The sequence below is a fragment of the Allomuricauda sp. CAU 1633 genome (genome assembly GCF_017313225.1).
In the GTDB taxonomy this organism is placed as follows: domain Bacteria; phylum Bacteroidota; class Bacteroidia; order Flavobacteriales; family Flavobacteriaceae; genus Flagellimonas.
In genome coordinates, this window is record NZ_JAFLNE010000002.1 from 397466 (window position 1) to 410757 (window position 13292).

Consider the following 13292-nt stretch of genomic DNA (forward strand, 5'->3'; position numbering starts at 1 on the left):
TTAAATTAGCTTTCCTTCCATTTAATGTTGCACCCAATGCTGGGTTTTTGGTCAGGGTCAATGGGGTTGCCCTCTAAAAGGGCATCCATCGCATTCCTAAGGTCTGTTCCTGTAAGAGGCAGTCCATTTCCTGGTCTGGAATCGTCCAATTGACCACGATAAACCAATTTAGAATCCCCGTCAAAAAGATAAAAATCTGGTGTGCAGGCCGCATCGTATGCCTTGGCTGCTTCTTGAGTCTCATCATACAAATAAGGAAAGGTATACTCCATTTCCTGGGCTTTTTCCTTCATGAGGTGCGGAGCATCCTGCGGATAATTTTCTACATCGTTACTGGAAATCGCTACAAAGTTGATGCCCTTGGCTTGATACTCCTTTCCCAATTTGGCAATCTCTGGATTCACATGAATCACAAAAGGGCAGTGGTTGCAAATAAATAGGACCACCGTTCCTTTTTCACCCTGTAATGTATTCAGAGAAAGCATTTCGTTGGAAACAGTGTCCAATAATTCAAAATCCGGGGCTTTGGTGCCCAAGGGCAACATATTGCTTGGGGTTCTGGCCATGGTTTTTATTTTTTTTTGATTAAAACTTTATTACTTCTTTGTTGATGCAGATTGGCATCCCTTACATCATCTGTCCAAAGAAAATAGCATTCATCAACAGTTTGTTGGTGCCGTACCAAAACGCCCTAAAGTTGGTGTTGTCCGTAAAGAGAATCACTCTTCCTTTACCCAAACGTTGCACCTTAAAAGGCACACTATTTTTGATGAGTTCTGCATTTTCTTCAGAAATATAACCACTCAGCAACGGGTCACTGGTATACTGAATGGGATTGTCGTAGCTGTTTTTTTCCGGGTCCAAATAAATGTTGGTGTTTCGGAAAAGAGCCAACTTATCATTTTTATATCCATAATTAATCGGGTGGGAGCGATCCAAATCGGCTTCAAAAATGGCACCACCGGTTACTTGTGCCCCTGTAAAATCCTCTTTTTGGTCAAAGGCGATGTTTTTGGCAACCAAGGTGTCCTTCCGCATTTTAAGGCTCATGAGTTCATTGCTCAAAAACCAGTTGGCTGTTGTTCTATACCCAATAACACTACCTCCATTTTTTACCCACTCCTTGATTTTTTCAGCACCTTTTTTGTCGAGCATGATACCGCCTCCCCAACCAGTACCTGGCAGTATCAAATCGGTATACGAATCTAAGTCTACACTGTTGAAATATTTGGTGTCGATTTTGGTGATTTTCATATCATATCGAGTATCAAACAAATGCCAGATTTCACCAGCGTCATAGGAGCGGGTGCCATCACCCACCAAAATGGCCACTTTTTGTTTTTTGAGCGGTTCAAAATCCCCACTTCCCAAATCAATTCCTTCAGTAACCCCAGTGGATACCCCATTTATAGTGACACCACTTTCTTGGGCAATGCCATTTAAAAAGCCATAGAGTTCAGTGGCATCCAATTTTTGATTTTGAACGGGAATCATTATGGACCCATAGTCGTACCGTTTGCCTTCCAAAATGAATGGGGTCCGTGCGGTTTTGGCACGAAGGCCTTTTTCCAAAATGGCGTTCAACACTTTAGGGGTATAGTATTCATGCCATTCAAACACATAGGCATAATTACTCTTTTTATCCACTCCGCCTGTTGGGCGTTGAAAATCCATCACCTCCGGTCCGGCATTGGGCAAAGAGGACAGTTCGGCATAATCAACATTAAAGGCTAGGGGAAAGGTCCAAGCTGAGATGTCATAAAATAGACTGTCCGCAAAAGTGGTTCGCTTCTCAAACATGGCGTTGATGAGCCTTGGGTTTTTCTGATCCATAGGCACCACATAGCTATACCCTTTTTTGTAATTCTTTCCACCAATGGTAGCATCTGAAGCCAATTCGTGGAACTTTATTTTGTGCCTTTTCAAGATTTCTGCCAAATGCCAGGTTTTGGAGGCATCCTTGCTATCACCAAAAATAATGGCCTTGGTTTTGCTCCGTGCACCTTCATTACGCAGGTCTGCATAGTACTTTTTCTGGAAGTCCAACAGTTTTGTCCGCATGTTTTTGGCCGCATCAATGGTGGACAATGCCGTGGTAAATTGATTTCGAATGGTAAAGGGAAACGTCAACAATCCATTCTCACTTTCTTGAATATGCCCACGTGAGCTGGCCTGTTCAAACAATATTCCAATACTTCCATTCACATCAGGAAACGTGGAGCCCTTACCGTAGTAATAGTCATCATAATTTTCCTCCGAAAAATACAGTGACCCAATTTTATCCAATGCTTTGGCATGATAGGTTCCAATTTCTGCGGTCAGCTCTTGGGTCATTTTGGGAGTCAATGGATGTACCCGTGTTGGTTCACCAGGCTGAAAAAAGAAAGTGGAATTGGTTCCCATCTCGTGGTGGTCCGTTAAAATATTGGGCATCCACTTGTGGAATGTCTCCACACGGGCCCTACTGGCGGGTAACTGAGCAGGCAACCAGTCGCGATTGAGATCAAACCAATAATGATTGGTACGCCCGCCGGGCCATACCTCATGGTATTCCCGCTCATTGTTATCAGGGTTTAGGTTTTCACTTTTGTTGACATTGGCCCAGTAGGCAAAGCGTTGCAAACCGTCTGGATTAAAACTGGGATCCATAAGAATGACCATGTTGTCCAACATGGACTCAATTTCCGGACCTTGGGCAGCGGCTAAATAATACGCATAAGCCAAACCAGCATTGGCACCACTGGGTTCATTTCCATGGATGGAAAAGCCTTGGTACACAATAATGGGCATTTCTGAAGTGTCCAAACTTGAATTTCCTTCGGAAAGGGCAACATGCTGTTGCCGTATGGTCTCTATGTTTTGATGGTTTTCTGGTGTGGTTATGGTAAGCAATAGGATGGGCCTGCCCTCAAAAGTGGTTCCTCTATTCTCAATGGTGATTCTGTCACTGGATTCTGCAAGTTGATGCATGTAGTACACCAACTTGTCATGGGTAACATGCCATTCGCCAACTTCATGCCCGATCACATCCACTGGTTTTGGGATATTGGGATCGTAAGAGATGCCATCCGGTAAATAATAATCCAATGTTACTTGTTGCGCCGAAAGGGTTAAAACCGCAAATAGGGCCAAGAATACAAGGTTGCTTTTTTTCATGAGTTGAAACTTGAGTTAGTAGGGTTAAAAATAAAAAACGACCCGCTGAATACGGGTCGTTTTTACTATTTTTTAAGGGAATCTTATCTAAATGTCATCAAAATCAACATCGGTGAAACTGCCAGATGCGGTTCCGTTCTCACTGAAGTCTTCATTATCTTCTTTTTTGAAATCTTTTTGGTGACGTTCCGAAATTACTTCTTGCCCTTTTTCATCAATGATGTAGTCCATCATTTCTTCCATAATTTCCCTAAATGCGGTAAAATCTTCTTTGTAGAGATAGATTTTGTGCTTTTTGTAATGGAAGGAGCCATCATCATGTGTAAACTTCTTGCTTTCTGTGATGGTTAAGTAGTAATCACCGGCCTTGGTACTTCTTACATCAAAAAAATAAGTTCTTCTTCCTGCTCGTAAGACTTTCGAATAAATCTCTTCCTGATCCATTATATCTTTCTCGCCCATTTGGTCTAGTGTGTTTTAAACTTTGGTTGTTTATTCTCCCAAAAATGGAAAAAAAAAGCTAATCCAGCAACTTTTTTATCATTCTTTCCCAGAGAGCTGGTTGAGATAGAGTTCTTTATAGTATCCATCAATGTTGTTCAATTCCTCATGGGTGCCCTCTTGGAGTATGGTTCCATTTTCCAATACAATGATCTTATCGGCATTTTTGGCGGAAGAGACTCGGTGGCTTACAATCAAGGTGGTCCTGTCTTGGGATTCTCGTTTTAGATTGTTCAGGATTTCCTCTTCGGTTTCGGTATCCACAGCGGACAAACAGTCATCGAAAAGATAGATTTTTGGGTCTTTGAGCAGGGCTCTCGCAATGGATACCCGCTGCTTTTGACCACCACTTAATGTAATGCCACGTTCCCCCAATATGGTATTGTACTTTTTGGCAAAACCTTGAATGTTTTTATGTACCACTGCCTTTTTGGCCACGTCCACAATCTCTTCATGGGTAGCATTTTCATTACCAAAACGGATGTTGTTCTCAATAGTATCTGAAAACAGGAAGGCATCTTGGGGCACAGCGCCGATGGAACTCCGCAAGCTGTTCAGGTTCAATTTTTGAAGAGGTACACCATCAATCAATATCTCACCAGAACTTACGTCGTAAAGACGGGCCACCAAATCCAGGATAGTGGATTTTCCCGAACCTGTTTTTCCTAAAAATGCCACAGTTTCCCCAGCTTGTATGGTAAAGGAAACCTTGTTAAGGGCGGTAATATTGGTATCCTCGTAGGTAAAGGTCACATTTTTAAACTCGATGTTTCCTTTAATGGGCGTGTCTTGCGCTACTTCATTTTTAATGGAAGGCTCCTCCTTTAAAAACTCATTGATTCGTTTTTGGGAAGCTTCTGCCCTTTGAATGATGGAGGTGAGCCATCCCACAATGGCAACGGGCCACGTAAGCATGTTCACATAAAGGATGAATTCGGCAATAATGCCAATGGATTCAATTTGACCGCTGATGTACTGTCTTCCCCCAATGTAAATCACAAAAATGTTACTGATGCCAATGAGCAGAATCATCAATGGAAAAAACCAAGCGTTTACCTTGGCCAGTGCCATACTGGTATCTTTGCCCTCTTGGGCCAAGTCCTGTAATTCCGAATTTATCTTGGGTTCAAGACTATATGCTTTGATCACGGCCACCCCCGAGAAAGATTCTTGGGTAAAGGTGGACAGCGTGGACAAATATTCCTGCACTTTGGTGCTTCTTTTATGGATGACCTTACTGATCTGATAGATCAAAACCGATAAAATGGGTAAGGGAAGCAATGTGTACATGGCCAAGGTGGGAGCCTTAATGAACATCAGTGGAATTAAACAAGCAAAAAGGGTCAGTGTCTGTATACCATACATAATGGCAGGACCTGCATATAACCGCACCTGATTAATATCCTCACTAATTCGGTTCATGAGGTCACCAATCCTGTTTTTTTTGTAAAAATTAAGGCTGAGCAATTGATAATGGTCAAAGACTTCATTTTTTAGATCATATTCAATGTACCGGGATACATTGATGATGGTCTGCCGCATTAAAAAGGTAAAAAGTCCAGATAAAAGCGCGGCACCGACAATGATCAGAATGTATTGGAAGAGCATCCCTTTGGCATCCGATAGGGTAATTACGTTTGACATAAAATCCTCCACCGCCTGTATGGATTTGTTCACATAGGAAGGCATGATCAAGGAAAAAACACGGGCAATGATGGTGATCAAAATCCCCATCAACAGCTTAAACAAGTATTTTTTAAAGTATTTATTTAGGTGTTTTAATTCCTTCATAAAAGGGAAAGATGGTTTGTGAACGTCATTTTTTTAATGACAATCCAGCAAATATATGCCATAGAATACAAACTAAATGTTATAAAACTGATAAGAAAACAACTTTGGTAGGTAAGATTCAAATATAAGATTACTTTTGCGGGGTGAAAGCCAATCAACGACTTTAAAGTTCTTTTAAAAATGCTTACCCGCAGGCATATCAGAGTAAAAGTGATGCAGTGCATTTATGCATTGATCCAATCCAAGGACGATTCCCTGGAAAAACAGGAAAAGTTCCTCAGAGTGAGTATAGAGAACATGTATGTGCTCTATCTACTTGTTCTTAGCCTTTTGCCCGAACTGCACCAAATGGCCAACAGGCATGTGAACCGTGCTTCAAAAAAATATCTCGCCACCGAAGAGGACAACTATCCCGATCGTGAAAAATTTGTAAAGAACAGACTGCTCTTGCAAATTGTCAACAATGAATCTTTAAAGGCCGCCCTGTCCAAAAGAAAACTGAACAATTGGTACTTGAACGAGGAGTATGTAAAGATCATCTACAAAGAGGTGATAGGCAGTAAAATTTACAAAGACTACATGACCAATGGTAAGGACAGCTACGAGGATGATCGGGATGTGGTTCTGGAACTTTTTAAGGAAATAATAGCCCCCAACGACAAGATCTACGAATATTTTGAGGATGACAAACTCACTTGGGTGGACGACTTTCCTATTGTAAACACCTATTTGATGAAACGTTTGCGGAAGGCCAATGAAAACTCCAATGAAAAGTTTTTTCTTCCAGCCTTGCTCAAAGACCAGCAGGATATGGAATATGCGAACAACCTATTGACCAAAACCCTTCTCAACGATGCTAAATGGGAAAAGGAGATAGAGGGGAAGACCCCAAATTGGGACAATGACCGTATAGCCGAGATTGATTCCATCATCCTGAAAATGGCCATTTGCGAGTTGCTTAATTTCCCGTCCATCCCCGAAAAAGTGACTTTGAATGAGTATTTGGAGATAGCCAAAGAATACTCCACACCCAAGAGCAGTATCTTTATCAATGGGGTGTTGGATAAGTTGGCCAAGGAATATAAATCCACGGGAAGACTGCAAAAAATAGGCAGAGGTCTCCAATAAACAATATTTGCTTAATTTTGGAAAAACAAATTTTTATCATGAAAAGAATAACAGCAATTTTTAGTCTGCTCTTTGTGGTGGCCTTAGTAAGTTTTTCTTGCAAGGACAAAGCCTCCAACAAAATTGTAGCGGACAACGTTGAAAGTGCAACCAATAGGGATGAAGCACAAAAGAAACTCCCTGTAATGAACTTTGAGAAGTCGGAGCATGACTTTGGAACCATTGCGCAAGGTACCCCACAAGAAACAACCTTTAAATTTACCAATACCGGAGATGCCCCTTTGATCATCACCGATGCCAAAAGTAGCTGTGGCTGTACAGTTCCTGAATATCCAAAGAACACGCCCATTGCTCCAGGAGAGACAGGCGAGTTGTTGGTAAAGTTCAATGGTTCTGGACAAAACCAGGTGACCAAGACCATCACCGTTACCGCCAATACCGAAAAAGGAACAGAAATGCTAAGGATCAAGGCTTTTGTCAACCCTGCAGGTGCGACTCCAGCTGGTCCTGTTAAATAGTTTACAGCCTGAATGGAAAACATAGGACAGTTTTTACCGCTGATATTGATTTTTGCCGTGGCGTATTTTTTTATGATTCGCCCGCAGATCAAACGTCAGAAGGATGAGAAAAAATTTACTTCAGAGTTAAAAAAAGGAGATAAGATCATCACCAAAAGTGGTCTTCACGGCAAGATTGTGGAATTGAACGACAAGGATTTCTCCTGTGTCATTGAAACCATGGCTGGTCGTTTAAAGTTTGACCGCTCTGCCATTTCCATGGAAATGAGCAAAAAGTTGAATGTTCCCGACGATAAGAAGTAATAGATAGTACATACATTAAAATTTAGAACGCCCCTATGGTACAGGATAACCAAGGGGCGTTTTTTTGTATCTTATCCAAAATTTAAAAAAAATGGGTACACGAAGACAGTTTGTAAAAAAAGGATCCTTGTTCATGGCCGGAATGGGAGCCACTGTGATTTTTCCAATGGAATTATTGGGCGCTATGCGCAAAACCATAAGCCCCAACGACAAAATACAAGTGGGACTCATTGGCTGTAAGGGGATGGGATTCTCCGATTTGTCTTCCATGCTCAAGAATAGTGAAGTGGAAGTAGTTGCCCTTTGCGATGTGGATGAAAATGTGCTTCAACAACGCACCGCCGATTTGGAGAAAGCGGGCATCAAGAAGCCCAAATGGTATTCGGATTATAGAAAGTTGTTGGAAGATAAGGATATTGACATTGCCATCATTGGTACGCCAGACCATTGGCATTGTTTGTTGCTGGTGGATGCCATTGATGCTGGAAAGGATGTGTACTGCGAAAAACCGATTGCCAACTCCATTGCAGAATGCGATATCATGCTGAACAAAGTAGATGCCAGTGACCGCATGGTGCAAATTGGGCAATGGCAACGCAGTCAGCCCCATTTTGTGGATGCCATCAACTATGTGCACTCCGGAAAGTTGGGTCAGATACGCTTGGCCAAGACCTGGGCGTATCAAGGATGGATGCAATCCATTCCCACCGTTCCCGATAGTCCAGTGCCTGCAGGGGTGGATTACAAAATGTGGTTGGGCCCGGCCCAAGACCGACCTTTCAATAAAAACCGCTTTCATTTTGACTTTAGATGGTTTTGGGACTATGCTGGTGGCTTGATGACCGATTGGGGCGTACACTTGATAGATTATGCCCTTTACGGTATGAAAGCCTCCACACCAAAGTCTGTGATGGCCATGGGTGGAAAATTTGCCTACCCCAATGATGCCGCAGAAACCCCGGATACCCTACAAACGGTATATGAATTTGACGGATTTTCCCTTTTGTGGGAACATGCTACTGGAATTGATGGGGGCAACTATGGCCGAAATCATGGAATCGCTTTCATTGGCAACAACGGCACCTTGGTATTGGATCGTGGCGGATGGGAAGTCATCCCGGAAAACGACAGACCACATTGGAGCCAAAACAATGGCCCAAAAATAGAGGCAGTACCACTACAACAGGTTGACGCTAATGGATTGGACTTGCATACCACCAACTTTTTGGATGCGGTTAAATCACGGGATAAATCCATTCTTAATGCGCCGATAAAAGTAGGGTATGATGCCGCAGTGGTTAGCCACATGGGGAACATTGCCTATAAAACTGGGGAGCGGTTGTTTTGGGATGCTAACCAAAACCAATTTACAAATGCTACAGCCAACGCACATTTACAAAATGCATACCATAATGGCTGGGAGTTGCCAAAGGTGGGGTAGGCAGTTTTGACTTTAAATATGTATTGCAGTTTTTGGGATATCACTCCTGTCAGCCGACTGGTAGATATCCTTATTGTTGGGATTAATTCAAAAAAACTGTAACATTATCTTCCGTTTATTGACTTACCATAAAAATCAAACAAAAAATGAAAAAAAGATTCTTGGCTTTGTTGGTATTGTTCATTTTTATTTCTTGTAACAATGACAAAAATGAAAAGGGAAGTATATTGATTATCGTTTCAAATACAGAAGATATGGGTGACCCGGAAAAACACTTTGCCGGGAACAATCTTTGGGAAGTAGCTCCTCCCTACCATATTTTTGTTTCTCACGGATATACAGTGGATTTTGTTTCGCCAACAGGTGGAAAAGTACCCTTCTCAATGGATCCTGTTGGAATAAGTAGTTATACTATAAAGTATGAAAATTTTAATGGCAATGTTGAAAATTCATTGACACCTGATGCAGTAGATTATAAAAACTATAAAGCCGTTTTTATTGGTGGTGGATATGGACCCTTATTCGATGTGGCTAATAATGAAGAGTTACTTTCCATAATCGCTAAAATTTATGAAAATGGAGGAATAGTGGGAGGTTGTGGACATGGGCCAGGTGCCTTTGCAAATGTTAAGCTTAGTAATGGCGAGTACATGGTAAGCGGAAAAAAAGTGACTGGTTTCCCAAACTCAACCGAAGTAACAAAAAGCTGGGCCAATGAAGGCACTTTATTGCCCATTATGTTGGAGGATCAATTAAGGCAAAATGGAGCAGTATTTCAAACCAAAGGCGACTTGAATGATAAACACGATGTAGTCATTGACAAGAGAATTGTATCCACCATGTTTCTTCCCTCTTCTGCAATCGTCGCCAAAGAAATGATCCAACAGATAGAAAATTAATGCCAGCCAACAAAAATCGGCTAACTTAAAGAGAAACTTGGTAGGTTGATGAAAATTATAAATCTACCGATACCCGTCATTCAACCCAACCCCTTTCTCAATCATGGGTAGGATTTTTTCCAGTCGCCGTAATTTTGTGGCCTCTTGTTTGGCCTCGGTAATATATTCGCAGAATTCTTTTTGTTTGTAGGGGGTAAACTTTGAAAATGCAGTTTTTAATGCAGTGCTCTTTGCCAATTCAGTTTGAAGCAGTTCAGGAATGGTAACTTTTTTAGTTTTTTCCGCCTTCACTTCCAGTCCCGTTTTTTGGTTGTCCAAGGCCTCGGTCATATAGGCCAAAACTGTTTTATCATCAATTTCGTCGAGAGACTGGAATTTCCAGTGCCGCATGCCCTTGGTTTTACCTTCCTGTGCATTTTCCAGCACTTTTTTAGGGTCTTTCAAAAACACCCCATTAAAAAACCACACTCCAAAATGCTGCTTGAACTTGCAGATACCAAAAACATTTTTTCCATTAAGGGTGTACACAGGAATACTCCATTTAAAATCCTCATCCGCCTCTGTTTTTAGGGCAATTTCCCTGAGATGGGCAATACCCTCTTTAAAGGGATGTTCCTTTTGGTAGTAGGCTTCTAACTTTTTGGATTTTTCCACAACTACTTGATTTGACTGTCGGTAAGTTCGCAAATTTTTACGATTACCTTCACCGCTTTTTCCATACTTTCCAAAGGGACATATTCGTATTTCCCATGAAAATTATGTCCTCCCGCAAAAATATTGGGGCAGGGCAACCCCATAAAACTAAGTTGGGAGCCATCCGTTCCCCCACGAATGGGTTTGATGATAGGTTCTATTTTAAGCTGTTTCATGGCCTCTTCGGCAATCTCAACAATATGAAAAACGGGTTCCACCTTTTCCCGCATGTTTCGGTATTGATCTTCCATTTCCAGAACAACATGGTCTCCATATTTTTTGATGAGTTTTTCGGTAATGTCTTCCAGCATTTCTTTCCGAGCCTTAAAGTGGACCGCATCGTGGTCACGGATAATGAGTTCTATCTCGGCCTTTTCAATTTCACCCTTTATTTTATGTACATGGAAAAAACCTTCCATACCGGAGGTATGTTCCGGAACTTCCCGGGGTGGCATCAGGCTTAAAAATTCATTGGCAATACCAATGGCATTCACCATTTTGTTTTTGGCGTATCCAGGGTGCACGCTCTTTCCGGTAACGGTGATTTTGGCCTTAGCGGCATTGAAATTCTCGTACTCCAGTTCGCCCACTTGGCTACCGTCCATGGTGTAGGCCCAATCGGCCCCAAACTTTTTTATGTCAAACTTATGGGCGCCTCTACCAATTTCTTCATCGGGGGTAAAGGCAATCCGAATTTTACCGTGTTTTATCTCTGGATGTTGCACCAAATATTCCATGGCTGTGACAATTTCGGCAACACCCGCCTTATCATCGGCACCCAACAAGGTGTTTCCATCTGTGGTGATCAAGGTCTGCCCTTTATACAGCAGCAAATCCTCAAAATAATCTGGGGAAAGCACAATATTTTTGCTTTTGTTGAGCACAATGTCCTTACCGTCATAATTTTCCACTAGTTGAGGCCTCACATTCCTTCCACTAAAGTCTGGGGACGTGTCTATATGCGAAATAAAACCAATGGTGGGCACTTTTTTGTCCGTATTGCTGGGCAAGGTGGCCATGATATAGGCATTTTCGTCAATGGATACCTCTTGCAATCCAATTTGGTGCAGTTCCATTACCAACTTTTTGGCAAGGTCCCATTGCTTTTCGGTGCTCGGCGTGGTTTTGGAATAGGGGTCGCTCTGGGTATCGATGGTCACATAGTCCAGAAATCGGGATAGTAGTTGCTTCATGGGTAGTGTTTGACCAAAAATAAGGCTTATTCAATCGCAATTTTGATCAAGTAAAGACTTTTACCATTATCTTTCGTTTTTTTAAACCCCATACTCGTTGAGAGCAGCTCTTTTTTGTCTTTTTTTGATGTTGAATTTTACGGCTTTTGCCCAGCAGGAATGTTTGCTCGGTGTAGGTGGTGAAGATGATGAAACTATCGCTAAGGTTTTTCAACTAAATGAGGAACAGCAGGAAAACCTGAAGAATTGGAGTGCCGAGCTCAAAATCAGGAACGAGATTTTGCAGAACCGAGCGGATTATCTTTTAAAACAGCATAAAGAAAGTTCGGTAGATGTTCTTTTGACTGTCTCAAAGGAATATCAAGATATTTTGGACAGCATGAAGCAAAATGTTCGAATGATAGATAAACGTTTGTTGTCTACCCTCAATCCAAAACAATATGAGTTCTATACGGAGTTGTGTAGCAAACTCACACTGCGTCCTATCTATATAAACAGGTCGGTTGACGAAAAATGAATCTTTTCCTTAAAACTGTTTTAAGAGTTTTTATTTTTGTCCAAAATCTGTTGAATGTACAAAATTCTCATTCGCCCAATCCTCTTTTTATTAGACGCTGAAACCGCACACCATTTTTCTTTTTGGGCTATTGGGATACTTTCAAAACTGGGGTTTGGCCCCCTGTTCAGAAAGGCGTTTGAAGTGAAGGACCCAAAGTTGGAACGTGAAGTTTTTGGGTTGAAATTTAAAAATCCGGTGGGTCTTGCTGCTGGGTTTGATAAAGATGCGAAGCTGTACAACGAATTCTCAAATTTTGGTTTTGGTTTTGTTGAGATAGGAACTTTAACCCCAAAACCACAAGCAGGAAATCCTAAAAAACGGTTGTTCCGATTACGGGAGGACAAGGCTATCATTAACCGGATGGGGTTCAACAATAAAGGCGTTTTTGAAGCTGTGGAGCAGTTGAAGAAAGAACACCGGGTCATTATTGGAGGAAACATTGGTAAGAACAAGGTCACGCCCAATGCTGATGCCATCAAGGACTATCTTATTTGTTTTGAGGCCCTTTTTGAACATGTGGACTATTTTGTGGTCAATGTAAGTTCGCCCAACACGCCGGGACTTCGGGAACTGCAAGACAAAAAACCATTGACTGACTTGCTGAATAAATTAAAGCGTCAGAATACCAAACAGGCCAAAAAATCCAAGCAAAAAGAAAAACCCATACTGCTTAAAATTGCGCCTGACCTTACCGACGCGCAGCTTATGGATATCATCGGAATTGTAACAGCAACCAAAATTGACGGTGTTATCGCCACCAATACCACTATTTCCAGAAATGACCTAAAAACCCCTCTTTTTATTGCTGAGGAAAAAGGCGGATTAAGTGGTGAACCTCTGGTGCAAAGAAGCACCGAGGTCATTCGATTTTTGGCCGAAAAGAGCAACAAGGCATTTCCCATTATTGGGGTGGGGGGCATTCACTCCGCAGAAGATGCTCTTGAAAAATTGAAGGCAGGCGCGGATTTAATCCAACTCTACACAGGTTTCATATATGAAGGACCCGGCCTGATAAAAAAAATAAACAAGGCCCTATTGGAAGGTAAACCATAACGCTTATCACGGTTCGGATTCAGGATAATTTTAGCTATTGCCATCAGATAAATAATG

Annotated in this window: 13 protein-coding genes; 7 read left to right on the plus strand and 6 right to left on the minus strand. The window is 41.8% G+C overall.

Annotated elements, in window-relative coordinates; genetic code table 11:
• Nucleotides 1–5 precede the first annotated feature (5 nt).
• The 4 genes from J0X14_RS06730 to J0X14_RS06745 all read right to left on the minus strand — a co-directional run bounded on the left by J0X14_RS06730 (nucleotide 6) and on the right by J0X14_RS06745 (nucleotide 5448).
• On the minus strand, nucleotides 6–566 hold the full coding sequence (locus J0X14_RS06730; protein ID WP_207097001.1) for a thioredoxin family protein: 561 nt from the start codon (nucleotides 564–566) through the stop codon (nucleotides 6–8).
• A gap of 61 nt (nucleotides 567–627) precedes the next feature.
• Complete coding sequence (locus tag J0X14_RS06735; protein ID WP_207097002.1) at nucleotides 628–3156, minus strand: M14 family metallopeptidase; 2529 nt, start codon at nucleotides 3154–3156, stop codon at nucleotides 628–630.
• An 87-nt stretch (nucleotides 3157–3243) separates the two neighbouring features.
• Complete coding sequence (locus tag J0X14_RS06740; RefSeq protein WP_207097003.1) at nucleotides 3244–3618, minus strand: PUR family DNA/RNA-binding protein; 375 nt, start codon at nucleotides 3616–3618, stop codon at nucleotides 3244–3246.
• A 78-nt stretch (nucleotides 3619–3696) separates the two neighbouring features.
• Complete coding sequence (locus J0X14_RS06745) at nucleotides 3697–5448, minus strand: ABC transporter ATP-binding protein (protein WP_207097004.1); 1752 nt, start codon at nucleotides 5446–5448, stop codon at nucleotides 3697–3699.
• Between the two features lie 180 nt (nucleotides 5449–5628).
• Here J0X14_RS06745 and nusB point away from each other — a divergent pair, with 180 nt between their 5' ends.
• From nusB to J0X14_RS06770, 5 genes are all read left to right on the plus strand, one after another.
• Complete coding sequence (gene nusB / locus J0X14_RS06750) at nucleotides 5629–6576, plus strand: transcription antitermination factor NusB (protein ID WP_207097005.1); 948 nt, start codon at nucleotides 5629–5631, stop codon at nucleotides 6574–6576.
• Between the two features lie 38 nt (nucleotides 6577–6614).
• Entirely contained in the window at nucleotides 6615–7094 is a 480-nt protein-coding gene (locus tag J0X14_RS06755) for a DUF1573 domain-containing protein (protein WP_207097006.1), read from the plus strand.
• A 12-nt stretch (nucleotides 7095–7106) separates the two neighbouring features.
• The gene (gene yajC, locus J0X14_RS06760) at nucleotides 7107–7397 is read left to right on the plus strand and encodes a preprotein translocase subunit YajC (RefSeq protein WP_207097007.1); all 291 of its coding nucleotides are present in this window, start codon (nucleotides 7107–7109) and stop codon (nucleotides 7395–7397) included.
• Nucleotides 7398–7488: 91 nt separating this feature from the next.
• A complete protein-coding gene (locus J0X14_RS06765; RefSeq protein WP_207097008.1) occupies nucleotides 7489–8838 on the plus strand; it encodes a Gfo/Idh/MocA family protein in 1350 nt (449 codons plus the stop codon).
• A gap of 146 nt (nucleotides 8839–8984) precedes the next feature.
• Nucleotides 8985–9737, plus strand: coding sequence for a type 1 glutamine amidotransferase domain-containing protein (locus tag J0X14_RS06770; RefSeq protein WP_207097009.1), 753 nt, complete (start codon nucleotides 8985–8987; stop codon nucleotides 9735–9737).
• 63 nt (nucleotides 9738–9800) lie between these two features.
• Here the strand turns inward: J0X14_RS06770 and J0X14_RS06775 are convergent, their stop codons facing one another.
• Both J0X14_RS06775 and pepT read right to left on the minus strand, forming a co-directional pair.
• Complete coding sequence (locus J0X14_RS06775; RefSeq protein ID WP_207097010.1) at nucleotides 9801–10391, minus strand: YdeI/OmpD-associated family protein; 591 nt, start codon at nucleotides 10389–10391, stop codon at nucleotides 9801–9803.
• Between the two features lie 2 nt (nucleotides 10392–10393).
• Nucleotides 10394–11623, minus strand: coding sequence for a peptidase T (gene pepT, locus J0X14_RS06780; protein WP_207097011.1), 1230 nt, complete (start codon nucleotides 11621–11623; stop codon nucleotides 10394–10396).
• A 97-nt stretch (nucleotides 11624–11720) separates the two neighbouring features.
• Here pepT and J0X14_RS06785 point away from each other — a divergent pair, with 97 nt between their 5' ends.
• Together J0X14_RS06785 and J0X14_RS06790 are read left to right on the plus strand one after the other, a co-directional pair.
• The gene (locus J0X14_RS06785; RefSeq protein WP_207097012.1) at nucleotides 11721–12140 is read left to right on the plus strand and encodes a hypothetical protein; all 420 of its coding nucleotides are present in this window, start codon (nucleotides 11721–11723) and stop codon (nucleotides 12138–12140) included.
• Nucleotides 12141–12194: 54 nt separating this feature from the next.
• Nucleotides 12195–13235, plus strand: coding sequence for a quinone-dependent dihydroorotate dehydrogenase (locus J0X14_RS06790; protein WP_207097013.1), 1041 nt, complete (start codon nucleotides 12195–12197; stop codon nucleotides 13233–13235).
• The last annotated feature ends 57 nt before the right edge of the window (nucleotides 13236–13292 follow it).

Coding starts and splice junctions, on each gene's coding strand:
- pepT (WP_207097011.1), bottom strand. CDS start 11,623: ATGAAGCAACTACTATCCCGATTTCTGGACTATGTGACCATCGATACC.
- J0X14_RS06735 (WP_207097002.1), bottom strand. CDS start 3,156: ATGAAAAAAAGCAACCTTGTATTCTTGGCCCTATTTGCGGTTTTAACC.
- nusB (WP_207097005.1), top strand. CDS start 5,629: ATGCTTACCCGCAGGCATATCAGAGTAAAAGTGATGCAGTGCATTTAT.
- J0X14_RS06755 (WP_207097006.1), top strand. CDS start 6,615: ATGAAAAGAATAACAGCAATTTTTAGTCTGCTCTTTGTGGTGGCCTTA.
- J0X14_RS06730 (WP_207097001.1), bottom strand. CDS start 566: ATGGCCAGAACCCCAAGCAATATGTTGCCCTTGGGCACCAAAGCCCCG.
- J0X14_RS06765 (WP_207097008.1), top strand. CDS start 7,489: ATGGGTACACGAAGACAGTTTGTAAAAAAAGGATCCTTGTTCATGGCC.
- J0X14_RS06790 (WP_207097013.1), top strand. CDS start 12,195: ATGTACAAAATTCTCATTCGCCCAATCCTCTTTTTATTAGACGCTGAA.
- yajC (WP_207097007.1), top strand. CDS start 7,107: ATGGAAAACATAGGACAGTTTTTACCGCTGATATTGATTTTTGCCGTG.
- J0X14_RS06740 (WP_207097003.1), bottom strand. CDS start 3,618: ATGGGCGAGAAAGATATAATGGATCAGGAAGAGATTTATTCGAAAGTC.
- J0X14_RS06745 (WP_207097004.1), bottom strand. CDS start 5,448: ATGAAGGAATTAAAACACCTAAATAAATACTTTAAAAAATACTTGTTT.
- J0X14_RS06770 (WP_207097009.1), top strand. CDS start 8,985: ATGAAAAAAAGATTCTTGGCTTTGTTGGTATTGTTCATTTTTATTTCT.